This window comes from Spongiibacter marinus (genome assembly GCF_016906995.1).
Taxonomy (GTDB): domain Bacteria; phylum Pseudomonadota; class Gammaproteobacteria; order Pseudomonadales; family Spongiibacteraceae; genus Spongiibacter; species Spongiibacter marinus.
Genome location: NZ_JAFBBD010000001.1, coordinates 93,121 through 116,260 on the forward strand (window position 1 = coordinate 93,121; position 23,140 = coordinate 116,260).

Annotated in this window: 23 protein-coding genes; 10 read left to right on the forward strand and 13 right to left on the reverse strand. The window is 56.7% G+C overall.

What is annotated here, in order from left to right; translation table 11 throughout:
- Positions 1-118 precede the first annotated feature (118 nt).
- Genes HNR64_RS00445 through HNR64_RS00455 form a run of 3 tightly spaced genes read right to left on the reverse strand, consistent with a single transcriptional unit; the run spans position 119 to position 3,786 of the window.
- Positions 119-910, reverse strand: a complete 792-nt coding sequence (locus HNR64_RS00445) for an energy transducer TonB (protein WP_204994672.1) — start codon at positions 908-910, stop codon at positions 119-121.
- 22 nt (positions 911-932) lie between these two features.
- The gene (locus tag HNR64_RS00450) at positions 933-1,982 is read right to left on the reverse strand and encodes a response regulator (RefSeq protein ID WP_204994673.1); all 1,050 of its coding nucleotides are present in this window, start codon (positions 1,980-1,982) and stop codon (positions 933-935) included.
- Between the two features lie 10 nt (positions 1,983-1,992).
- A complete protein-coding gene (locus HNR64_RS00455) occupies positions 1,993-3,786 on the reverse strand; it encodes a sensor histidine kinase (RefSeq protein WP_204994674.1) in 1,794 nt (597 codons plus the stop codon).
- Between the two features lie 260 nt (positions 3,787-4,046).
- Between HNR64_RS00455 and rpiA the strand changes: the two genes are divergently transcribed.
- Complete coding sequence (gene rpiA, locus HNR64_RS00460) at positions 4,047-4,724, forward strand: ribose-5-phosphate isomerase RpiA (protein WP_204994675.1); 678 nt, start codon at positions 4,047-4,049, stop codon at positions 4,722-4,724.
- 8 nt (positions 4,725-4,732) lie between these two features.
- A complete protein-coding gene (locus HNR64_RS00465; RefSeq protein ID WP_204994676.1) occupies positions 4,733-5,173 on the forward strand; it encodes a low molecular weight protein-tyrosine-phosphatase in 441 nt (146 codons plus the stop codon).
- Between the two features lie 9 nt (positions 5,174-5,182).
- Here the strand turns inward: HNR64_RS00465 and metF are convergent, their stop codons facing one another.
- From metF to HNR64_RS00495, 6 genes are all read right to left on the reverse strand, one after another.
- Positions 5,183-6,016: a methylenetetrahydrofolate reductase [NAD(P)H] gene (gene metF / locus HNR64_RS00470; protein ID WP_204994677.1), complete on the reverse strand. Its 834-nt coding sequence runs from the start codon at positions 6,014-6,016 to the stop codon at positions 5,183-5,185.
- Between the two features lie 95 nt (positions 6,017-6,111).
- The gene (gene ahcY / locus HNR64_RS00475) at positions 6,112-7,506 is read right to left on the reverse strand and encodes an adenosylhomocysteinase (protein ID WP_204994678.1); all 1,395 of its coding nucleotides are present in this window, start codon (positions 7,504-7,506) and stop codon (positions 6,112-6,114) included.
- A 40-nt stretch (positions 7,507-7,546) separates the two neighbouring features.
- Entirely contained in the window at positions 7,547-8,755 is a 1,209-nt protein-coding gene (gene metK / locus HNR64_RS00480; protein WP_204994679.1) for a methionine adenosyltransferase, read from the reverse strand.
- A gap of 40 nt (positions 8,756-8,795) precedes the next feature.
- Positions 8,796-9,827, reverse strand: coding sequence for an ArsR/SmtB family transcription factor (locus tag HNR64_RS00485; protein WP_239547400.1), 1,032 nt, complete (start codon positions 9,825-9,827; stop codon positions 8,796-8,798).
- Between the two features lie 66 nt (positions 9,828-9,893).
- Positions 9,894-10,985, reverse strand: coding sequence for a fatty acid desaturase family protein (locus tag HNR64_RS00490; RefSeq protein ID WP_338061795.1), 1,092 nt, complete (start codon positions 10,983-10,985; stop codon positions 9,894-9,896).
- 9 nt (positions 10,986-10,994) lie between these two features.
- Positions 10,995-12,107, reverse strand: coding sequence for a flavin reductase family protein (locus tag HNR64_RS00495; protein WP_204994681.1), 1,113 nt, complete (start codon positions 12,105-12,107; stop codon positions 10,995-10,997).
- A 164-nt stretch (positions 12,108-12,271) separates the two neighbouring features.
- On the opposite strand from HNR64_RS00495, the gene fabR reads away from it, so the two are divergent.
- On the forward strand, positions 12,272-12,922 hold the full coding sequence (gene fabR, locus HNR64_RS00500) for an HTH-type transcriptional repressor FabR (protein WP_204994682.1): 651 nt from the start codon (positions 12,272-12,274) through the stop codon (positions 12,920-12,922).
- A 64-nt stretch (positions 12,923-12,986) separates the two neighbouring features.
- Here the strand turns inward: fabR and HNR64_RS00505 are convergent, their stop codons facing one another.
- Positions 12,987-14,351 carry a cytochrome P450 gene (locus HNR64_RS00505; RefSeq protein WP_204994683.1) on the reverse strand — a complete coding sequence of 455 codons (1,365 nt, stop codon included), beginning with the start codon at positions 14,349-14,351 and terminating at the stop codon, positions 12,987-12,989.
- 158 nt (positions 14,352-14,509) lie between these two features.
- Here HNR64_RS00505 and HNR64_RS00510 point away from each other — a divergent pair, with 158 nt between their 5' ends.
- The gene (locus tag HNR64_RS00510) at positions 14,510-15,130 is read left to right on the forward strand and encodes a TetR/AcrR family transcriptional regulator (RefSeq protein ID WP_204994684.1); all 621 of its coding nucleotides are present in this window, start codon (positions 14,510-14,512) and stop codon (positions 15,128-15,130) included.
- Here the strand turns inward: HNR64_RS00510 and HNR64_RS00515 are convergent.
- Positions 15,127-16,005 (reverse strand): TIGR03619 family F420-dependent LLM class oxidoreductase, encoded by an 879-nt coding sequence (locus tag HNR64_RS00515; RefSeq protein WP_204994685.1) that lies wholly within the window; start codon positions 16,003-16,005, stop codon positions 15,127-15,129. The two genes, HNR64_RS00510 and HNR64_RS00515, sit on opposite strands and share 4 nt — an antisense overlap.
- A 250-nt stretch (positions 16,006-16,255) precedes the next feature.
- Between HNR64_RS00515 and HNR64_RS00520 the strand changes: the two genes are divergently transcribed.
- Positions 16,256-16,975 (forward strand): TetR/AcrR family transcriptional regulator, encoded by a 720-nt coding sequence (locus HNR64_RS00520; protein WP_204994686.1) that lies wholly within the window; start codon positions 16,256-16,258, stop codon positions 16,973-16,975.
- Positions 16,966-17,955, forward strand: a complete 990-nt coding sequence (locus HNR64_RS00525; protein ID WP_204994687.1) for a ribonuclease Z — start codon at positions 16,966-16,968, stop codon at positions 17,953-17,955. The genes HNR64_RS00520 and HNR64_RS00525 overlap by 10 nt, the downstream gene beginning before the upstream one ends.
- On the opposite strand, the gene HNR64_RS00530 is transcribed toward HNR64_RS00525, so the two are convergent.
- Complete coding sequence (locus HNR64_RS00530; protein ID WP_204994688.1) at positions 17,952-18,731, reverse strand: SDR family NAD(P)-dependent oxidoreductase; 780 nt, start codon at positions 18,729-18,731, stop codon at positions 17,952-17,954. The two genes, HNR64_RS00525 and HNR64_RS00530, sit on opposite strands and share 4 nt — an antisense overlap.
- A 133-nt stretch (positions 18,732-18,864) precedes the next feature.
- On the opposite strand from HNR64_RS00530, the gene HNR64_RS00535 reads away from it, so the two are divergent.
- Complete coding sequence (locus HNR64_RS00535) at positions 18,865-19,257, forward strand: hypothetical protein (protein WP_204994689.1); 393 nt, start codon at positions 18,865-18,867, stop codon at positions 19,255-19,257.
- Here HNR64_RS00535 and HNR64_RS00540 read toward each other — a convergent pair.
- Positions 19,254-19,820 (reverse strand): DUF924 family protein, encoded by a 567-nt coding sequence (locus HNR64_RS00540; RefSeq protein ID WP_204994690.1) that lies wholly within the window; start codon positions 19,818-19,820, stop codon positions 19,254-19,256. The two genes, HNR64_RS00535 and HNR64_RS00540, sit on opposite strands and share 4 nt — an antisense overlap.
- 190 nt (positions 19,821-20,010) lie before the next feature.
- Between HNR64_RS00540 and HNR64_RS00545 the strand changes: the two genes are divergently transcribed.
- The 3 genes from HNR64_RS00545 to dxs all read left to right on the forward strand — a co-directional run bounded on the left by HNR64_RS00545 (position 20,011) and on the right by dxs (position 23,140).
- Positions 20,011-20,226 (forward strand): exodeoxyribonuclease VII small subunit, encoded by a 216-nt coding sequence (locus tag HNR64_RS00545; protein WP_027873163.1) that lies wholly within the window; start codon positions 20,011-20,013, stop codon positions 20,224-20,226.
- Positions 20,226-21,137: a polyprenyl synthetase family protein gene (locus tag HNR64_RS00550; protein ID WP_204994691.1), complete on the forward strand. Its 912-nt coding sequence runs from the start codon at positions 20,226-20,228 to the stop codon at positions 21,135-21,137. The genes HNR64_RS00545 and HNR64_RS00550 overlap by 1 nt, the downstream gene beginning before the upstream one ends.
- Before the next feature lie 113 nt (positions 21,138-21,250).
- Positions 21,251-23,140: a 1-deoxy-D-xylulose-5-phosphate synthase gene (dxs, locus tag HNR64_RS00555; RefSeq protein WP_204994692.1), complete on the forward strand. Its 1,890-nt coding sequence runs from the start codon at positions 21,251-21,253 to the stop codon at positions 23,138-23,140.

Below are 23,140 nucleotides of genomic sequence, written 5' to 3' on the forward strand. Positions count from 1 at the left end.
GGGATGATCGTATACCAAACGGCAAGTCTAACGCGTCGCTGCGCGCTCCACCATGCTGCGAGCAATTCAGAAGCACAAAAAAGCCCGCCGTAGCGGGCTTTAATTCACTCGGCTGCTCTTATCCGCCGAGGCGCCAACCAAACCGCACCTGCGCCGACGACGCCTGCGGCTCGCCGCCGAGAGTCTCCGGGGTAAAGCTACACTTCATAATGGCCTCTAGCGCTGCGTTATCCAGTCGTTCTACGCCACTGCTCTGCTGTACCTCTCCACTGACGACCTGCCCCTGCGCATCGATGGCAAATGTCATCGTCACCGTGCCTTCCTGCTTCAAGCGGATCGACGCACGGGGATAACGCGGCTTGCGGCAACTACTCCAATCCACGCTTGCCGGGATGCGCTCGGCATTTGCCTTGGGTTTAGGTTTTGCAGCCACTTTCGGAGCGACGGGTGCCGCGGGCTTAGCCTGAGCGGCCAAGGCCTTTTTACGGGCCAATTCAGCCTGCCGGGCGCGCTGCTCAGCCGCCTCTGCCGCTTCCTTGGCTGCCTCTGCCGCCGCTTGCGCCTGAGCGAGCGCCATCGCCTGCTCTTCCAGCACCGCACTCTGTTCTTGCTGTCGCAAGGCCTGTTCACGCTGGTTGAAGGTTTGCTCTAAACGCTGTTCCCATGCAAGCAGGACATCCTGCTCATCATCCGCCAGCTCGGCATCTGCCAGCGAGGCAAATACCTGCACCGTTTCAACGGTTGCCGACTCATCGGCTGCGCCATCCCCCAAGCTCATTAACCACGCCGCCAGTCCTGCCGCTGCGCACACTGCGAACAGCACCACAGCGATAAACATTTCCGCCGACTGCACCAAACTTTTCTTGGGAGCACTGCTGGCCGACACGTCACTATTCATCATTGTATTCATTATTATCGTTATCTCTGCAGCATCAGGCGGTCAGACCAAACAAGCGACCAATACGCTTGAATACCCCGCGGCGGTCACTGGGTGGCTCTGGCGCTTTTTCAGCAGCCAGACGCAGTGTCTGCTCTGGATTCTTTTGCAAAATATCGAAGCGCCGCACCGCCAAATTAACACTGCCGCGCAGCATCCCCTCGCTGATAGGTTTGCTCAGGAAGCGGTAGATTTGCCCGCGATTGATCAATTCAATTCCCAAGCCGGCATCAGCTCGCGAGGTTAGTACTATGGCCACCAGCGATGGGTGATGCTGGCGCAGAGCGGTCAGCAGGTGCGTCACGCTCTCGCCGCCGATAGATAGCTCGGTGATGATCACGCCGATATTTTCTGACTCCAGCGCCTCAAGTGCGCCGTCCAGATCAACCGCGGTAAATACCGGGCGATCTTTGTGCAACACGCGCTGCAGAACGTCGCGGGTGGTGCTGTCTTCGTCCAGCACCAGGATGCCCGTTTCATTGCGAAGCGCCTCCGGACCTGCGGCGATATCAACTACCGTTTTCGCCGTGGGCGCAGACAGCTCCGGCGCCTCGGCGGTTTCGCCCGGCTCAGCGGCCTCAGCACTTGGCTGAGCCTCATCAGTGGTTTCTTCAACCTCGCTGTGATTCAGCTCAGCACTGACATCCTCAGCCACATCGACCTCAGAGGCCTTTACCGCCGCAGCGATGGTGTCGCGCAATTCGTTATTCGACCAAGGCTTGTTGATGAAACGGAAAATTTCGCCATCATTTATCGCGCCCAATATGGCGCTTAAATCCGAGTAGCCGGTCAGCAATACACGGATCGCTCTCGGCCGGAGCTCGCGCGCTGTGCGCAGAACCTCGACACCCGTCATTTCCGGCATACGCTGATCAGAGACGATAACATCGACATCTTCTTGCTCTAACAACGCCACCGCGTCCGCGCCACAATTGGCGGTAAACACTTGATAGCGACTGCGAAACAAAGCCTTTAGGGCGACGAGAATTCTCGGCTCGTCATCCACGAATAAAATCTTTGCCTTACTTTCAATGCCTTCAGTCATCACGTACTCCTCAAACCGCGCTGTCACTGAGAATAATGCTGTCTTCGGTCACAACGGCTTGTTCTGGAACGGCCTTGCCCGCTATCGGCAGGCTGACAACAAACTCGGTCCCGACACCCGGCTCCGACTCCACTGAGATGCGGCCGCCGTGATCTTCGATAATGCGAAACACAATGGACAAACCAAGGCCCGTACCTTCACCGACAGGCTTGGTAGTAAAGAAGGGCTCAAAGATATGCGCGGCGGTTTCGGCATCCATACCGCAGCCACTATCGCGTACGCGCACCACGGCATTGTCGCCGTCAACAGCGGTGCTGAGTGTCAGGGTTCCATTGCCATCCATCGCCTGAGCGGCATTATTGATTAAGTTCAGAAATACTTGGTTCAACTGAGACGGTGCGCAACTAATATCGGGTAGCTCGCCAAAGTTGCGCTGAATGTCCAGGTCTTTGATTTGGTTTTGGCAAATCTTCAAGGAGGTTTCGATCCCCTCATTCAGGTCGAAGAGCTCGGTTTGCGAGCGATCTACCCGGCTGAAGTTTTTCAGGCTCATAACCAATTCAGCAATTTGTTCTAAGCCGTATTGGGCATCGCCCAATAGCATGTCGAACTCGCCGCGGCTTTCTTCGTCGATCACATCCTCCATGGAGGACACCAACTCCCGCACAATTGACACGTTGCTGTTGGCGTAGCCGAGAGGCGTATTAATTTCATGGGCGACACCCGCCACCATTTGCCCCAAGGAAGCCATTTTTTCAGATTGGATCAGTTGTGCCTGCTGCAGACGCAAGTCTTCCAAGGCGGTGCTCAAATCACGGGTGCGCTCGGCGACGATACCTTCCAGATTGATATTGGCATCCTGCAGCTCCATGTTCACTTGGTCCAGCTCTTGGAATGAGCCGCGCAAACGCCAGGCGATCAAACCAAAGGCCAGCAGCAGCGCCGCCGCGTAGACAGCCAGGGTTTGGCGGTTGCGATCTGCCGCTGCCTGCAACTGGGAAAAGTGGTTCTCATAGCGCGTCTTGAGCGTTGCCAGTGCGCCGGCAGCACCGGTTTCTGCGATCTCGTCCAGTTGCTGATTCAACTCATCTCGAGTGAAGCGCAGACCGTCCACCGTATCGAGCAGTTGCGAAAGCGCCGCCAGTGCGTCGGTATCCTCCAGAGCACTGGCCTGAACCGCGATACTTCCACTCAACTGGTCTAGCAGCTCTGCGTTTTCTGCTGTTGAGATAATGCTGTACTGCGTCGCTTCACGAATCAGTCGCTTGATGTCGCGCCCGAGAGCAGCTTCCGATTCTATCGCCGGTGCGCTGAGCACCGAAACACCGCCGCTGCGCATCGCCGCAAACAGCAGGCGCAAGCGACGCAGCGTTTCCTGGTAGGGCTCCAATGCATCCAACTTGGCTTTCGTGCTGCGCAGGAAGTCGTTTAACGCGCGGTCCACAAGCGGCGCCTGCCCCTTGAGGCCAGCCTGACCAAAACCGATCTGGCGCGACTGCTCATCGAAGCGCTCCGCGGCGGCCAGCATAGCCAGCGGCTCACTTTCTAATTGCAGCGGTGCACGCACGATGGCCCGATTGAGCTGTCGATCTGCGGTGTTTACGGCTTCTAACTGCTCCATGCGTACCACATGCAGCCCGGTTTCCAGCGGTGTTCTCAAGGTAACCCACAACAAATAGCCCAGCACGGTAAATGCCAGCAAAATAGCCAGCGGCGCAAACACGCGCTGAATACCTAGTTGGCTCACTGCTGATGTTGTCGACCCTCGAACCGCTCCTTCTTTTATTTTTCTTATTCGGCTCATGCCGTCTCCTAAAGCAACCCTTCCCCCGGGAATCCCGGAAATACCGGCTTAGCAGCCAGTACTACTCTAACGACCGATTTTGTTGTTTCTATAGTCTTGCTAGAGTCGCCATTTTTATGATGTGTAATAGGTTGGCGACCGTCGAGGATAAAAGCTCATCACCCAAATGTCTAGGCGCCCGGAAACCGCCTTGCGGCTCGCATTCGCCACAGCGCAGTTTTATACTTGCCGCTCTCAGTTCTCAGCGCAGCGAATCCACCATGAATCAGCAGCAATTGAAAGAAGCCGTGGCCGCAGCGGCCATTGAGCGCGTAAAACCCGCCATCCTCGACGGCGAAATCATCGGTATTGGTACCGGCTCAACCGCCAACTGCTTCATCGACCAGCTCGCCGCCCTAAAAGATGACATAAAAGCGACTGTAGCCAGCTCTGAAGCCTCGGCACAACGGCTGCGCAGCCACGGCATTGAAGTGATTGAGTTAAATAGTTGCGGCCAAATTGCGGTCTACGTGGACGGCGCGGATGAGAGCAACCAGCGCCTTGAATTGATCAAAGGCGGCGGCGCCGCACTCACCCGAGAGAAAATCGTCGCGGCAGCGAGCAAGCAATTCATCTGCATCGCTGACGAAAGTAAATTGGTCGACCAACTGGGCGCCTTTCCCCTGCCGATTGAAGTTATTCCGATGGCGCGCAGCTATGTGGCCCGCGAGCTGCTGAAGATGGGTGGCAACCCGGTCTACCGCGAGGGCGTTGTCACCGACAACGGCAATGTGATCATCGATCTCTACGACTTTATGATCGCCACCCCACAAAAAACGGAAGAAACCATCAACGGTATCACTGGCGTTGTCACCAACGGCCTGTTTGCCCTGCGGCCCGCCGACGTACTGCTGCTTGGCACCGCCGACGGCGTTAAGACGCTACAGCGCGAGGACTAGGGGCAACGATGTTTAACAATATTCTGGTTATCTGTATCGGTAATATTTGCCGCAGCCCAAGCGCGGAATACATGCTGCGTCAGAAGCTCGCCGAGGTGAAACCCAACATCACCATTCACTCGGCCGGCCTTGGCGCGCTGGTGGACAAAGGCATCGACGACACCGCAGCGGCATTGCTCAGCGAACACGGCATCGACCCCAGCGGCCACCGTGCCCGCCAAGTCGACCGCGACATGCTGACCCAGGCCGACCTCATCCTCACCATGGAATCGCGACATGTTCGCGGCATCAATAAAATTGCCCCACAAGTTGGCGGCAAGACGTTTTTATTGGGTAAATGGTCGGAAAATCAAGAAGTGCCCGACCCTTATCGCAAGAGCCGGGAAGCCTTTGAGCACGTCTATAAACTGCTAGACCAATTCACAGACGATTGGTTGAAGTATTTGTAGCGTATCGCGCTAGGGGTGTGAGGCCTTAACGCTTTCCAACATGCGCTTAACGGGCTGCACTTGGTTCATTGTATAAAAGTGGATACCCGGTGCGCCGCCCTCCATCAGAATCTGGCACATTTCCGTCACATACTCTTCACCGAAGGCAGCAATGCTCTCCAGATCCTGGCCATAGCCATCGAGTTTGCGCGCCAGCCAACGGGGAATTTCAGCGCCGCAATTGCGTGAAAAGCGCGCCAAATTCGCATAGTTGGTGATCGGCATAATGCCCGGGTAGATCGGCTTATCGATACCGGCCTTTTCGCAGGCATCCAAAAAGTAAAAATACGCATCGGCATTAAAGAAGTACTGGGTAATGGCACTGTTTGCGCCGGCATCCAGCTTTTCTTTTAAGTACGCCACATCCTGCTCGTAACTCGGCGCGTCGGGGTGAACCTCCGGGTAGGCAGCAACTTCTAACTCGAAGTGGTCGCCGGTGTGCTTGCGGATAAACTCGACGAGTTCTCGGGCATACACTAAGCGCGTCGCCCCCATTCCAGAGGGAATATCACCGCGCAACGCGACGATGCGACGCACACCCGCCTGGCGATACTGCTCAACCAGCGCCAGAACCTCCTCTTCCTCATCACCACCAAAGGACAAGTGAGGGGCAACATCAATACCCGCTGCCTTGGCATCGAGCACGATGCCCCGGGTGTTGTCTCGGGTAGACCCGCCCGCACCATAGGTGACGGAAAAGAAGTCTGGTGCCAGACTATTCAACTCATTGCGGGTGGCAACGAGCTTTTCACGACCGGCTTCGGTCTTGGGTGGAAAAAATTCAAAACTGTAGCGATTGGCCATGCACACATCCGCTTATTATCTGTCACGCGTATCAACGCCCCGCGCCCAATAGGCGGCGCGGGGTAAACGGCAGCGGCGAAACCGCTACCTCGGGCTTAGTACTTGTAGCTGTCCGGCTTGAAGGGGCCGTCCACGCTCACACCGATGTAGTCGGCCTGATCCGCTTTGAGTTTGGTGATCACGCCACCAAAGCCCGCCACCATGTGCGCGGCAACCTCTTCGTCCAGCTTCTTAGGCAGCACTTCAACGGTGATAGCAGCTTCGCGCAGCTCTTTTTCCAGATCGGCAAAGCGGCGCTCGTACAGGTAAATTTGCGCCAGTACTTGGTTGGCAAACGAACCGTCCATAATGCGACTGGGGTGACCGGTGGCGTTACCCAAGTTAACCAGGCGACCCTCTGAAAGCAGGATCAAGTGATCGTTGCTAGCGCGGTCGCGATACACAACGTGCACCTGTGGCTTGATCTCATCCCACTGCCAATTTTCACGCATGTAGGCCGTGTCGATTTCATTGTCGAAGTGACCAATGTTGCACACTACGCAGCCATTCTTCAGCGCCGCCAGCATATTCGCATCACAAACGTTGACGTTACCAGTTGTTGTTACCAGCAGGTCGGTAGTGCCCAGCAGCTCGCTATTGATGCTGCTTGCCTCACCCGTGTTCACACCATTGACGTAAGGCGACACCACTTCAAAACCATCCATGCAGGCCTGCATGGCGCAGATGGGATCGATTTCCGTCACTTTTACGATCATGCCTTCCTGACGCAGTGATTGCGCAGAACCTTTACCAACATCACCGTAGCCAATAACCAGCGCTTTTTTGCCCGACAGCAGATGGTCGGTAGCGCGCTTGATCGCATCATTTAAGCTGTGGCGACAACCGTATTTGTTGTCGTTCTTCGACTTGGTCACCGAGTCATTGACGTTGATCGCGGGCACTTTCAGCTCGCCCTTTTTCAACATATCTTGCAGGCGGTGAACCCCTGTGGTGGTTTCTTCAGTGATACCGTGGATCTTGTCGAGCATCGCCGGATACTTCTCGTGGAGAATACCGGTCAGGTCGCCGCCATCGTCGAGTACCATGTTGGCATCCCAGGGCTGACCGTCTTTCAAAATTGTCTGCTCAATGCACCACTCGTACTCTTCTTCGGTTTCACCCTTCCAAGCGAAAACGGGAATGCCGGCCGCGGCGATCGCCGCTGCTGCGTGATCCTGAGTGGAGAAAATATTGCACGACGACCAACGCACTTCCGCGCCGAGAGCGGTCAGTGTTTCGATCAACACCCCGGTTTGAATGGTCATATGAATACAACCGAGAATTTTGGCACCCGCCAAGGGCTTGCTATCGCCATATTTTTCGCGCAGAGACATCAGCGCAGGCATTTCACCTTCTGCGATGCTCAGTTCTTTGCGACCCCATTCGGCCAGGCTGATATCGGCAACTTTATAGTCGCTGAAATTTTCTACTGCAGTTACTGTGGCAGTCATATTGCTATCCTCAAATTAATTTCGCGAGTGACTTTGCTTCTTACACCGCCGCTTTCAGCGCCTCGGCGCGATCGGTTTTTTCCCAGCTGAAGGCCGTGCTGGTTTCGCTGCGGGCTTCACCGTTTTCTGTCCATTGGTACGTATGCTCGTATGGCTCCCGACCAAAATGGCCGTAGGCCGCTGTGGGCTGATACATGGGGTGAGCCAAGTCCAGCATATTGGTAATGCCGTAGGGGCGCAGGTCGAATACCTGGCGCACTGCCGCCACCAATTTTTCGTCACTGACTTTGCCGGTGCCGAAGGTGTTCACCGAAATCGAGGTCGGCTCCGCGACACCAATCGCATAGCTCACTTGAATCTCGCAGCGGTCAGCCAGACCCGCGGCGACAATATTCTTCGCCACGTACCGGCCAGCATAGGCCGCACTGCGGTCCACTTTGGAAGGGTCCTTACCCGAGAAGGCACCACCGCCGTGACGCGCCATACCGCCGTAGGTATCAACAATGATTTTACGCCCCGTCAGCCCGCAGTCACCCACTGGGCCACCGATCACGAAATTGCCAGTGGGGTTGATGTGGAATTGCGTACCGGCGTGCAACAAATTGGCAGGCAACACATGCTTGATAATCTCTTCGCGCACGGCTTCCTGAAGATCAGCCTGGCTGATATCAGGGTTGTGCTGGGTCGACAACACAACGGCATCCACGGCCACCGGCACGCCGTTCTCGTAACGCAAGGTCACCTGACTTTTTGCATCGGGGCGCAACCACGGCAGCACACCGTTTTTGCGCAGGTAAGCCTGGCGCTCAACCAAACGGTGGGAATAAAACAGCGGTGCGGGCATCAAGTGCTCGGTTTCGTTTGTAGCGTAGCCGAACATCAACCCTTGGTCGCCCGCGCCCTGATCTTCAGGTTTGGCGCGATCCACCCCCTGATTAATATCGACTGACTGCTTGCCAATGGCATTTAATACAGCACAACTGGCGCCATCAAAACCGACATCGGAGCTGTTGTAGCCAATGCCGGTAATAACGTCGCGAATAATATCTTCCAGATCCACGTAGCACGAGGTGGTGACTTCTCCGGCAACCACTGCCATACCCGTTTTAACCAAGGTCTCTACGGCAACCCGGGCATGCTTGTCACGCGCGATGATCGCGTCGAGCACCGCATCGGAGATTTGATCGGCAAGTTTGTCTGGGTGTCCTTCCGATACCGACTCGGAGGTGAACAGGCTGTATTCAGACATTGATAGTCTTCCTCATTGTAATGGCCCTGTGGCCAGCTCGTTATTTCTTGCCCGGCTTTATAAACTGCCGAACTTGCACGCGAAAACCGTTTAACTGGGCCAGGTAAACTGACGGCCCCTCTTCCAAGCCGCAGGCCAACGCCCACTCACTTAATTCTTCCTGCGCGATGCCCAGCCACAAATCACCGCAGGCCTCTCTGGCCCAGTTTTGATCGTGAGGGCAGAGTTCAGCCAGGCAAAATACCCCGCCCGGACTCAACATGCGCTGTACGTCGTTAAAAATATCTGACGGCGAAGGCACATGGTGGAGCACCATATTGGCCACCACACAATCGGCTTCACCCTCGGGCAAACGCCGGCTGCGGCTGTCGCCCAGCACAAACTCTATGCCGTCGAGCCCTTTGCCAGCAGCGGCGGTGCGCGCTTTGTCCAGCATCGGCTCACTGTTATCAAGCGCGATCACCCGCGCGTAACGGCCGGCCAGTTCAGCCAGAAAATCGCCCTCGCCCGGGCCGATCTCGACCGCCAAACGCCCACCCTCGGGCTGACTGGCCCGCAACAGCTCGGCGCAACTTGGGCCGTATACGCTGTACGCAACCATTTGCTCTTGTTGCTCACCGAACTCACCGGCGTGCTCAGCGAAAAACGCTCGCGAGCGCTCCGCCCGCTCGGCGACCACTTTTTCTAGCTGCCGCTGCTGCCCCGCATCCAATACCAGCTGCTCGGCAGCATTGAGCACCGCAGTGTGCAGCTCGGCCACACTGGCGTGCTCGGCTTGCCAATTGCGGCGGTAAAACAAGCTATTACCTTCGCGACGACGAACAACCAAGCCCGCAGCGGCGAGTATTTTTAAATGGTGGCTCATGCCCGACTGGCGAACATCTAAAATCTGGCACAGCTCCTGAACGCTGTAGGCATCGCGACTTAACACACGCAGCACTTGCAGACGCAAGTTATCGGCTCCCGCCTTGCAGAGCTGGAGAACCATGGCGCCGATAGCCGGCGCGCCCGGTGTTGCAGGGAGAGACTCAGAGGAATCTGCCGCCGCCACATTGCAAGAGTGTGCATCCATGGCGAGGCAGTGTAGCAGCCTTAACGGCTATATCAAAATATTTTGATATAGATTTCCATATGGTAATTATTGCACCAGCGGCCTCGGCCTTGGCGCCGCAGAGGGGAGGGAGTGCCGCAGGATTCGCCACACCACTTGACCAAACTGTCGCGGCAGCGAGCCGGTATTGTAGTGCTGACCAAATTTCTGACATATCGCCCGCAGCTCTACCGACATTTCCTCGTAACGGTGGGCCGGCACAGTGGGAAACATATGGTGCTCGATCTGGTGACTAAGATTGCCTGACAAGATATGGAACAGCTTGCCACCACTGAGGTTCGACGAGCCTCGCAACTGACGCAAGTACCATTCCGCTCGACTCTCGTTATCCAACACCGAGCGCTCAAATACCTCGGCATCGGCGGTAAAGTGGCCGCAGAAAATGATCATAAATGTCCAAAGGTTGCGGATCAGGTTGGCAACCAAATTACCACTGAATACCGTTAGGAAAAACGGCCCGGCAAGCAGCGGGAAAAACACATAGTCTTTAAGTAGCTGACGCCGGGTCTTCTTCCAAAGCGGTCGCAGCTCCTCCTTTAATTGCGGCCAGGACTTCCGCCCCTTGGCGACCTTGCCCAGCTGTAGCTCCTGAATTGCCACACCCCACTGAAACAACAGCGCCAGCAATACCGCGAATACCGACTGAAACAGGTAGGAAAAATGCCAACGCTGCTCGGGGAAGAGCCGTAGCAGGCCGTAGCCCACGTCATCATCAAGCCCCTTGATGTTGGTGTAGCTGTGATGCTTGTAGTTGTGGCTCTCGCGCCAGTTGTCTGACGTGCCGACGATATCCCACTCATACGTCGCACCGCGCAGCGCAGGTTCGTTCATGAAGTCGTATTGGCCGTGCATCACATTGTGGCCAATTTCCATGTTCTCCAGAATTTTTGCCACACCCAGCAATACGGTGCCCAGTATCCATGCAGGCGGGAAAACGCCGATAAACAGCAGCCCTCGCCCCACGACCTCCATGTATTGCTGCACGCGAATCAAGCGGCGAATATAGCGGGCATCGCGCTCGCCCACGTCGGCGATCGCGCGCTTTTGCAATGCGTCGACGGCCTCGCCAAACGCGGTTAATTCCTCTGGGCTCAGCGCCCGACTTTTCCCTTGACTCACAACGCTCACCTATATGTCCAATTCGATGTTGCTGTTTGCGCGGCTGACGCACAGGCGCACAGACCCCGCCCCGCGAAGCTGCTCACCGTTTAACTGATTTTGACTTTCCCCACTGCGCTGACCACAGCTGCAGCTGTTGCAAATACCCATGCGGCAACCGTGAGGAGGCTGGTGCCCCGCCTCCTCTAGCGCGTCGAGTAATGACTGTTGAGAAGAAACCGTGATCGTTTGCCCACTGCGAGTTAATGAGACCTCAAAGAAACGCTCCTCTGCCACCGCCTCGTCGAGCCGTTGCGGCGGACTAAATGCCTCGGCATAAAAACCACCCGCCACGTCAGAAAATAGCTCGCGAGCCGCTCCCACAAACGCGCTGCCACCACAGGCAAATACACGGGCATTTGGATACCGTTCACACAGCGGCGCCGCCACCTCCGGGCTCAGACGCCCAGTCGAATAAAGCGATGAGGAATCACCGGCGTTGCAAAACCGCCTCACGGAAAACTGGGGGTGCGTCTGGCAGAGCGCGTCCAGTTCCTCGGTAAAGCAGAAACGCTCGACCTGTTTCTCCCAATACCACAGCTCGCCCCGAAGCGCGTCACCGCGCCTTGCCTGCTCGGCAATCAGGTTATAGATCGCGGTAATACCACTACCCGCCGCGAGAAACAGCTGCGCCGACGCCCCTGCCAAACCTTCCGCGAGTTCGCCATAGGGCTGGCTTAGCTCAAGCACATCGCCCACGCGCAAGTGATCGTGTATGTGATTGCTGACAAGCCCGCCCGGCTCGCGACGCACCGAGATGCTGACACACCCACCCTCAGCGGGGCGCGACAGACTGTAACTACGGGTGCAGAGGCGGCCGTCAATCTCGACAGACACATTCACGTGCTGACCAGGCTCTGCCGATTGAAAATTACGGTTTGGCCGCAGCGCGATACTCAGCGTCTCTGCGCCTTCCATGCGCAGGCTCTGCACGCGGGCAAATACCCGCCGCCACGCCGTAATACTGCCGAACTCGCGAGCCCAGAAATCAAATTGCGACTCGCTTATCAGCGCCCCTAGCATTCCTGCCACACGCGGCATGCGCTCAGGGAAACTATTCAAAGAAGAAACCACACTCGCCATTGCTTTCATCCGGTGGTGAATTTTCGACCAATATACATGTGTATTTATAAGTGTCAATACAGGTGTATATTCATGTGTATATTTACTTGTATATACGAACGTCAAACAACGCACTAGAATGAGCACTTCAGGCCAGCAGGACCAACCGCGAACACGGCAGAGACATGGGTATCAGAACACGACGCAAGAACAAGCAGGAAGCCGAGACCAGCAGTCGCCGGACACAGGTTACCGCGCAAGATTTAATGGATGCCGCCGTGCGGCTGCTGGGTACTCACCGCAGCGTTTCCACGCTGAGCCTTAGGGAAATTGCGAGAGAAGCCGGGATCGCCCCCAACAGTTTTTACCGTCACTTTCGCGATGTTGATGAGTTGACGGTTGCGCTTATTGATCAGGCAGGGCGCGCCTTGCGCGGTATTATCCGCGAAGCGCGACAGCGGCTTTCCATGGAGCGCAGTGCAATTCGCACGTCGGTCGAGGCGTTTATGGACCAGCTCGACGCCGATGAAAAATACTTGCAGGTGCTGCTGCGCGAGATGTCCACGGGCTCGGACGCCTTCCGCCAAGCCGTCGAACGGGAACTCACCTATTTTGAGGACGAATTGCGCGACGAGCTTGAGCGCATGGAGAAACTCACTGGCCACGCCACCTTTGAACCTGCGCTCACCGCAAAGGCCATCACCCGCCTGGTTGTGGCCATGGGCGCCAGTGCCGCCAGCCAGTCGCTTGACCAGCGCGCCGAACTCATCGACCAAACGGTCATCATGATTCGCATGATCATGGTTGGCTCACAAGCGATGGCAAAGAAAGCTTAAGCCCCCCTCGACAGCCCCCAAGCCAATACAAAAAAGGAGCCTTTCGGCTCCTTTTTCATTCTTGCTACTTGCTGATTGGGGTCAGCACAATCGGCAAATCATCAACCGGCTTCGGCAGTGGCACGGTTTGCATCTTGTCGCTGAAGTTATCCGCCAGGCGGAACTCGTAGCGGCGCAAGAACTGGTGGAGGAAGTTCTTCACCTGCATCAGCGCAAAGTGCATACCGATACACTTGTGGCCGCCGCCACCAAAGCCAACAAAGCTAAAGCTGTGGCGCTTGTGCTCATTGCGCGGCTCCAGCCAGCGGTCGATATCGAACTTAAGCGGAGCGTCCCAGTACTCACCCATGCGGTGGGTATGCTGCGGCGCCATAAACAAAATGGTGTTGGCAGGAATTTTAAATCCGCCCAGCTCACACTCATTGATGGTGCGACGCTGCATCATCATCACGGAGGGATGCAAGCGCAATGCCTCTTTGGTCGCCGCTTCCGCAAGTGGCATTTTCTCCAGGTCTTCATACTCCATGAAGTCCTTGTCGATCGCCTGGGCTTCCTCGCGCAGACGCTGCTGCAACTCAGGGTTTTGACCCAGGTGGAACAGCAAGTGGCTGAGTGCACTGGTCGTTGTATCGTGGGCAGCAAAGAGCAGGAAGCTCATGTGCGCAACGATATCCTCATCAGAGAAGTACTCCCCTTCTTCAGTCTTTTCCTTGGTGAAGAAGGTAAAGGTATCGATGCCATTACCCGCACGACGCTCGCCAATCAGCTTGCCGAAGAACTCCTTGAGGAAGCGCTCCGCTTTTTTACCTTTCGCGTATTTGGTGCCGGGGATTTCTTTGGTGACGATACCCATTAAACCATCGGCAATATCCAAGAATGCGGTATTCAGCTCATCGGCACGCGAGTCGTCTTTGTCCAGGCCAACGAAAATTTCCGAGGCAACGTCCAGCAGCGTTTGCTTAATGGCTGGGAAGAACAGCATTTCCTTGTTCTTGCCCCACGCTTCAACCGCCTCGCCAATCATCGGCCCCATCGTGCCGATATAGCCTTTCATCGCGTCATTTTTGAAGGCCGTTTGCATCATACGACGCTGAAAACGGTGCTCCTCGTGGTCGCGCAGCAACAGCGCACCCTTATAGAAGCGCCCGAGAGAGCCCATGTAACCCATCTCGGCAGAGAAATTTTTATCGCGATCCAGGTAAACCTCTTTATAGAGGTCGGGGCCAACCAGCAGTACGCCTTTGAAGCCCGCCAGACCGAAGCGAGAAACTGGTCCGAACTCCTTGTATTGTTTATCGATCGTGCCGTAGAGGTCTTTCACCAATGGAAAGGTGTGACCAATAATCGGCCACCCAAACGAGCCGGGAATGTGATCCAACTTGTCGTTATTGGGAGCGAGTTTGTAATCCGTATTGACTGCTGTGGCCATGCTTCTGCCCTCCGAAGGGGGTCCGTGTAGTGAATTATTTTGGAAGTCATCATAGAAGCCAGCTCGATACATATCAAGCGTTCGATATGAAATATTCGTCATCTTCAGGTATAGTTCCGCTCAGCGACAATTGAGCACACCCAGAGGTACGCCCCACAGTGAGGAAAGTAGACCACGATAGCCGCCGCGAGGAAGTCGCCGAAGCGGCCGCGAGACTCATTGCCAGCAAGGGGCTCGAGGCACTCACCACCCGCGCACTGGCAAAGTCACTGGGGTGCTCCATCGGCGTGCTCTCGCACTACTTCAGCAGTAAAGAAGAAATTGTGATTGCGGCGTTTCGCTGGGCAGACCAGCGCATTGACCTGCGCATGCAAGAGGCCAGTATTCAGCAGGACAACCTGAGTCTGGATCAGTTCTTCCCCATCATCAAGGCAGGCCTCCCCCTCGACGAGGAGTCCGACCTCGAGTGGCGAGTGCGCTTAAATTTGCATACCTTCGCCCTGACCCACAACGATAGCCTGCAGGCCGAGCTGGAAAAGAACACACAGAACCGAGAATTAATGCAAGGGATGATCACCTCGCTGCAGGCGCAGGGTGAATTGCGCGACGATGTCAGCGCAGAAGACATCACCAATATCGCCTTTGACCTGGTGATCGGCATGGCCAAGAACCTGGTGATGAGGCCCTTCAACGAGCGGGAAGAGCGGTCGGCCTATCTGTTTAGAATGATTGAACAGCTGCGCCCGGAGAAACGCCGCCCGGACGCAGCCAGCGCTTAAGCGCGGCTTTTCTCGATAACCTCGGCCGCGTACCACTGCAGCATTGCCACTTTCTCGTCGACCGTTTTGTCGTCAGGCTCAGAGGCATAGACATCGCGAAAGGCAACCAACACCTCATCAACGCCGATATCCTCCAAGCGTTTAATGCCATCGGCACTGTAGGCCTCAGCAGTCATGGCTTGAAACTCGAAGGGCAGATGATCGCGACCATACTCAACGCGGAATTCATTGATTTGATCGATCATTGCCTTGATCGAGTCTAAATCACCCCCGGCCGCAATCCAGCCATCACCCAGGCGAGCCGCGCGGCGCAGTGCAGGCTTAGAGTGACCACCGACAAGAATCGGGGGGCGCTCGCTCGGCACGGGGCACAGCTTAATTTCCGGCAGATCGAAGATTTCACCCTGATAACCAAAATACTCGCCGCTCATCAGGCCGTTGATGATCTCAATCATTTCGTCCATGCGCTTACCGCGGCGCTCCCAGGGGACATTGGTGACTTCGAAGTCTTCGGCCCAGGGGCTAATACCGACACCGTAGCCAAAGCGGTTACCGCTGAGAATAGCCAGTGTCGACAACGACTTAGCGATCAGCGCTGGCTCGTGAACAGCCAATTTGTGCACTGAGGTTGTGAAGCGAATATTTTCGGTTTTCGCTGCCAGGTGAGCCGCTAGCAGAAAGGGCTCCATAAAGGGAACACCATCGAGGAACTCTCGGCTACCGTCGTTGTTATAGGGGTACTTAGAGCTCGCTTCTTTGGGATAGCAAATGCTGTCAGGCATGGTGATGGTGTCGAAACCCAGCTTCTCCGCTTCAATACTCAGCGGCACATACTGTTCAACCGGACACATACTGTGGTGGTAGGCAAACTTCATGGTGGCATCCTTCTTTGCTTATTGTTCCCCGCCGATGCGGTATCGATCTTCACTATAGTGTGGCGAGTTCGCCGCCTATAACCTCCGAACGGACGAGTTTACGTATTGGTATGGCGACTGGAGGCAGGCAGGCTGAGGATAGTGGCTGGCGGTATAAGCTCGCAAACCGCCAGCGCCAAGCCATCGCCCACGAAACAGGCGCTGTTTTTTGCTAAGCTAAAGCGCTATACCACCGCCGCATGCAAGGAATATGACACTGACCGCCGTTAAAGACACCCGAAGCCACCGCACACGTGACAGCCTTATTCGCGCGGCCGAAAGGCTCTTTGCCGAACAGGGTGTCGATGGCGTCTCGATCAATACCATTACCCGCGCCGCCGGCCAAGCCAACCGCAATGCGGTGCAGTACCATTTCGGCAATAAAAATGGCCTGCTACAGGCGATTTTCGACAAGCACGGCCCCGCCCTTGCCGAACGCCGCGCCGAATTGGCAGACCAAATGCTGGCTGACGGTGTTGCCACGCCACAACTGGTTGCCACCGCCATTGTTCAACCGCTGATCGAGAAGCTGGACGACAGCGACGGCGGCGAAGCCTATATCCACATCAGTGCCGAACTGATTGCCACCAATACCCTGGGCTACGACTTGGCGGATAAGCACTCCCTGCAGTTGGCGCGGGAAACTAAAATCGCAAAGCTGGCAGCGCAGGAACTTACCGAGCTCCCCCCCGAAATTGCCCAGCAGCGCATTCTATTGATGAACGTACTCGGCTTTCACGGCGTGTCCGACCATGCGCGGGTGCGCAAAAACACGGGGTTTAACCCACTGATCCGCGACACGGACTTCATGGCCAGCAACCTTATTGACAGTATGGCGGCCATATTGGAAGCGCCACCGTCGCAGCACAGCCTGGACATTCTGGCCAAGCGGCGACAAACCACCCAACACAGCGACCCGTCATGCGCCTAACCTTTCTCGGCACCAGCGCCGGCACCCCCACTCGGCACCGCAATGTCACCGGCCTGGCGCTGGCCATCGACGACGCCCGCGATTGGTACCTGTTCGACTGCGGTGAGGGCACTCAGCACCAAATACAGCACACGCGATACAGCAGCGCCAAATTGCGCGCCATCTTCATCACCCACGTGCACGGCGACCACTGTTACGGGCTGCCGGGCCTGATCGCCAGCGCTAACATGAGTGGCCGCAAAGCACCCCTAACTATTTGCGCGCCCGACGGTATCGAACAATTTATACGCGCCACCTTCCTGCACACCGACATACGGGAACTGCGCTTTCCTCTGGAATTTGTGCGTAGCGATGCGCCGGACTTCCATTTTGACGATGGCCATCTGCGGGTCAGCGCTCACGCGCTGTCTCACCGCGTCCCCTGCTTTGCCTACCGCGCCGAGGAAGTCGCACCTCGCCACCTGATTGAAGAAACGTTAGACGCCAAGGGAATTCCCAGAGGGCCGCTGTGGAACCGACTGCAAAAAGGGGAAAACATCGTCTTGGATGACGGCCGCGCCGTGCTCGCCGACGATGTTAGCCAGCCGGCCTGGTCACCGCGCAGCGTTATAGTCGGCGGTGACAACGACCAACCCGCCCTGCTACACGACGCCATGTGCAACAGCGACGCCATGATCCACGAGGCAACGTTTACCGAGGACGTTCTGGCCCGGGTGGGACCGCAATACATGCACAGCACGGCGGCCATGGTGGCCAAAGCTGCCGAGCGCAGCGAACTGCGGCACCTACTGCTAACGCATTTCAGTCAGCGCTATCGCCTCAAAGGTGGGGAAAGTGTTGAACACAGCATCGACGACCTGCGCAAAGAAGCGCGCCAGCACTACAGCGGCACATTGATCATGGCCGAAGACCTGGAGTGCTATCAGCTGGAAAAAAACCGCGACATAACGCCGCTTTCAACCGACCCTAAAAGGCCCTAGGGCATCGCCTCTAGCGCAGCGCGCTGGCGCTCCTGCTCTTCGCGAACCCACTGTTTGTTGTGCTCACCGGGCACAAGCAAGGTCGGTGGCGGCGTTTGCGAGAAGGCAGCCAAACTTGCCGCGACAACATCCTCCGCGTTCGACCAATACGCCTCGGGAATCGAACGCTTATCAAAGCCCGTCAGCGCCTCACGCCCGTGAAAGTCGCTGTGGGTGTAACCGGGGCACAGGCACTGCACGGCAATACCGTGACGGTGATTTTCCTTGGCAAGAGACTGACTAAACGCCACCAAAAACGCTTTTGAAGCGCCGTATACCGCAGCGCCTTTCATCGGGATCAAGCCCGCCATGGAAGCAACATTAATCACCCGCCCGCGACCGAGTTCCTGCATATAGGGCAGCGCGCCACGGCACAGCGACACACTCGCCTGACAATGCAGGGACAGCATCTCCAGCTCAGCGTCGAGGTCACTGTCCACCAGCGCATTGTCGGTGGTGAATCCGGCATTGTTAATCAGAATGGTCACCGGGCCTTTTTGCCGGATGGCCTCCATCACTTCGGCCACGCCCAGCGGCTTGCAAAGATCGACGGCGATACAGTGAACCTCACAGTCGACACCGGCCAGGCTCTCGGCAACACGCGACAGTTTTTCTGCGTCGCGCGCCACAAGAATCATCGACGAGCACTGCGGAGCGAGCGCCTGCGCGAAGGCTCGGCCAATTCCGGCAGAGGCGCCGGTAATTAATGCAATATCGGAATTATTCGCGCTGGCCATAGTCCATCTCTTAACATTGTTCAGGGCGTGAATTCTGCACTGAAGGCGCGCCGAGGGGAAGTCGAATCCCGGGAACGCGAGTTACCAAGTGTTCATGTCAGCGCGACGGCAACACACCCCAACAGGAGGCAATATGCGCAACTATCTCACCTGCTACGCCGCCGGCAGCCTCGGCGGCTTGGCCAACAGCCTGGCGCTTTGGCTTTGCGGTCTGTACGGACTAACCGCCGCCGCGGGGGTCAATATTTCGCCGCCACTAACGCCGGAATGGCTCTATCCGCGCCTGGTCTGGGGAGGCCTATGGGGCCTGCTATTCGCCCTGCCGCTCTTCAGCGGAGCGTGGTTGCGTCGCGCCTTGCTGATCAGCCTCGCCCCCAGCACCGTCCAGCTGTTCATTATTTTTCCGTATCACTCTCCGTACGGCCAAGCGGGGCTTGCCCTCGGCACGCTAACGCCCGTTTTTGTGCTGGCGTTCAACGCGGTGTGGGCAATTACCTGCGCGCTTAGCTTGCGCCTGACTCGTTAAAATGAAGAGCCGGGCTGCTGCAAGAATTCCAGCTCTTCGGCGCTGGACGCTCGCCCAAGCACGGCATTGCGATGAGGGTAGCGGCCGAAGCGCTCGATAATATAGGCGTGCTGGCGAGCAAAACGAAGATTATTCTCCACGCCCAGCGCCTCGTAGAGGGCAAGAGACTGCCGCTGAATCAGTTTCGATTCACTGTGCATATACGGCATGTATAAGAACGCCCGCTGTTGCTCATCGAGATCGCGATCTGCACCGCCGGCAATGGCCTCTTGCGACAATACCAGCGCTAGCGGGTCACATTGAAACGACTGCGGGTGGTCGCGATAAATATTGCGGGAAAACTGATCCAGTACAATGACCTCGGCCAAACGCCCCAGCGGCTGTTCACGCCACTTATATAGCTCGGCGGCCGCCGCGGCACGGTGACATTCACCAAATCGTTTGGCGATTAGAGAATCCAATTCTGCCGACTTGGCGAACCACTGATCAGGTGTCAATTCATCAAACCAAAATTCTATTACCGCTTGCCACGTTGTCACCGAACGCCCTCCGTTACGTAACATACCGCCATCCTCTGCTGCCAGCTCGGAGATAGCCACTATAAAGTGCATAGGCACAGCGTTGCGCCTGTTGCGACTCACTAACTTACTGCGGGGGCAATCCAATTACTGTTAACGAGCCACCAACAGCGGACAGTTAGCCACAAGGGCTGCTAAAATGCCGTCGAAAATTCCCTCAGCTGGAGAGCACCCGATGGCCAAGGCAAAGGCGGTTAATTTTGAATCTGCCCTCAAAGAACTCGAAACACTCGTGCAAACGATGGAATCTGGCGAGTTGAGCCTGGAAGAGTCGCTAAAAGCCTTCGAGCTGGGCATGAGCTTGAGTAAAGACTGTCAGCAGGCGCTTGCCGATGCTGAGCTAAAGGTGCAACAACTCACCGCCGACCTCGACGCTACGGACCCCGCCTAATGCCCTTCGACACCTATCTTCAGCAATGTCAGTCGCGGCTACAGCGCGCGCTGCCGGAGCACCTGGCCCAGGCATTTAGTGAGTTCAGCGACCACGATGCCAGCGAGCAGCTGGCCCGCCTGACCGAGGCCAGCCAATACAGCATTATGAATGGTGGCAAACGCGTGCGCGCCACACTGGTCTATGCCACCGCGCAAACCTTACAGGCCGACATCGACGACGCCACATTGGACAGCATTGCCTGCGCCATTGAGATGATCCATGCCTACTCCCTAGTTCACGACGACTTGCCCGCCATGGACGACGACGACCTGCGCCGCGGCAAGCCCACTTGCCATATCGCCTACGACGAGGCCACGGCCATTCTTGTTGGCGACGGCTTGCAAAGTCGCGCCTTTGAACTGATCGCCGAGCTTCCTCTCCCTGCCACACACTGCGTGGCGATGGTCAAGCTTCTGGCGGCCGCCAGTGGCCCGCGCGGCATGGTCGGTGGACAAGCTATCGACCTCGCGAACGTTAATCGCAGCCTCGATCTGCACACACTGCAAACCATGCACCAGCTCAAGACCGGCGCGCTCATCCGTGCGGCTATCGGCCTGGCCGCCCTGGCCTGCGGAGCCAGCGCGTCACAGCAGCAACAACTGGACGATTATGGCAAAGCCGTCGGCCTGGCCTTCCAAGTGCAGGACGACATCCTCGACATAGAGAGCGACACAGCGACATTGGGCAAAACCCAGGGCGCCGATATCTCGCTAAACAAGCCGACCTTCCCCAGCCTGCTCGGCCTCGATGGCGCCAAGGACCTCGCTCGGCAACTCCACCAGCAAGCCGTGGCAGCACTGAGCAGCTTTGGCGATCACAGCGACGCCCTGCACCAACTTTCCAACTATATTATTGAGCGGCAACACTAAGCGGGCCATCAACATTGGCCGCTAACAACGTATAGTACCGCGCGAACACCGTGTCGCAGGCCGACAATTGGTTTACAATTGCCCCCTTTTTCGCCGCTTTGGGTCAGAAATTGATGTTCCAGAAAATTCCCTCGCAGCCACCGTCAACGCCCTTACTCGATGGCATCGCCGACCCGGACGACCTGCGCGGCTTGGAAGAACAGCAACTCCGTCAGCTCGCTTACGAACTCCGCGAGTACCTGTTGTATTCGGTTGGTCAAACCGGCGGACATTTTGGCGCTGGCCTGGGCGTTGTCGAACTCACCATCGCGCTGCACTACATTTACAACACCCCTGAAGACCGCCTGGTCTGGGATGTCGGTCACCAGTGCTATCCGCATAAAATATTAACTGGCCGGCGCGAGCGCATGAATACCATGCGCAAAGCAGGTGGTTTGGCGGGCTTCCCCAAGCGCGAGGAAAGCCCCTTTGACACCTTCGGCGTTGGGCATTCCAGCACCAGTATTAGCGCCGCCCTGGGTATGGCCATTGCCGCCCGACAACAGGGCATCGACCGGCGCACCGTTGCGGTCATTGGCGACGGCGCCATGACCGCGGGCATGGCCTTTGAGGCCATCACCCACGCCAGCCACACCGGTGCCAACATGCTGGTGGTGCTGAACGACAACCAGATGTCGATTTCGAAAAACACAGGCGGGCTAAACACGTATTTTTCTAAGATCTGGGCATCGAAAACCTACAACCAGATCCGCAGTGGCGGCAAATCCGTGTTGGAGAAATTCCCCGGCCCGGCAAAAGATATTGCTGCCCGCCTGGAAGAGTACATGAAGGGGATGGTCTCTCCTGCCACGCTATTTGAAGAGCTGGGCTTCAACTACATTGGCCCCATCGACGGTCACGACCTGGATGTACTCGTTCCCACTTTGCGCAACCTTCGCGAGCTCGACGGCCCGCAAATGCTGCATATCATGACAAAAAAGGGCAAGGGCTTTGCCCCGGCCGAGAAAGACCCGGTAGGCTTTCACGCTATTTCGAAAATTGAGGCCGACACCCCCGCCGCAAGCAAAAAACCGGCGACCCCTGTTAGCAAACCCAAATACCAGGATATTTTTGGTCAATGGCTGTGCGACCAAGCCGAGGCCTGCGACAAACTGGTGGGCATCACGCCGGCAATGTGCGAAGGCTCTGGAATGGTTGCCTTTTCAGAGCGCTATGCAGAGCGCTTTTACGATGTTGCGATCGCTGAGCAACACGCCGTTACGCTCGCTGCCGGTATGGCCTGTGACGGCTTGAAGCCGGTTGTCGCAATTTATTCAACGTTTCTCCAGCGCGCCTACGACCAACTGATCCACGATGTTGCCCTGCAAAACCTCGATGTGACCTTCGGCATCGACCGAGCGGGCCTGGTCGGAGAGGATGGCCCCACCCACGCAGGTGCCTTTGACCTCAGCTTCTTACGCTGCATTCCCAACATGGTCGTAATGGCGCCCGCCGACGAAAACGAAACCCGGCAAATGCTTCATACCGCCTATCACTACCCAGGGCCAGCGGCTGTGCGCTACCCCCGCGGCACTGGCCCAGGAGTTATACCAGCCACAGAGATGGCGGCCCTGGAGATCGGTAAAGGTCGAAAAATACGCGAAGGTGGCGAGGTCGCGATTCTGAGTTTTGGCACGCTTTTAACGGCTGCTCAGGAAGCGGGAGAAAAGCTCAATGCCACCGTTGCAGATATGCGCTTCGTTAAACCACTGGATACCGAGCTAATTGACCAGCTCGCTGCGACGCACTCGCTGATCGTCACCGTTGAGGAGAATGTGATCGCTGGTGGCGCAGGCAGTGCGGTAACTGAATATCTGCATCAGCACGGCGTGAACGTCGCAGTATTGCAGCTCGGCCTGCCCGACACCTTCGTCGATCACGGCAACCACCAGACCCTGCTCAGCCAGCTCGGCCTGGACGCCGAGGGCATCACCCAGAGCATTCAACAGCAACTGCAAGGCTGA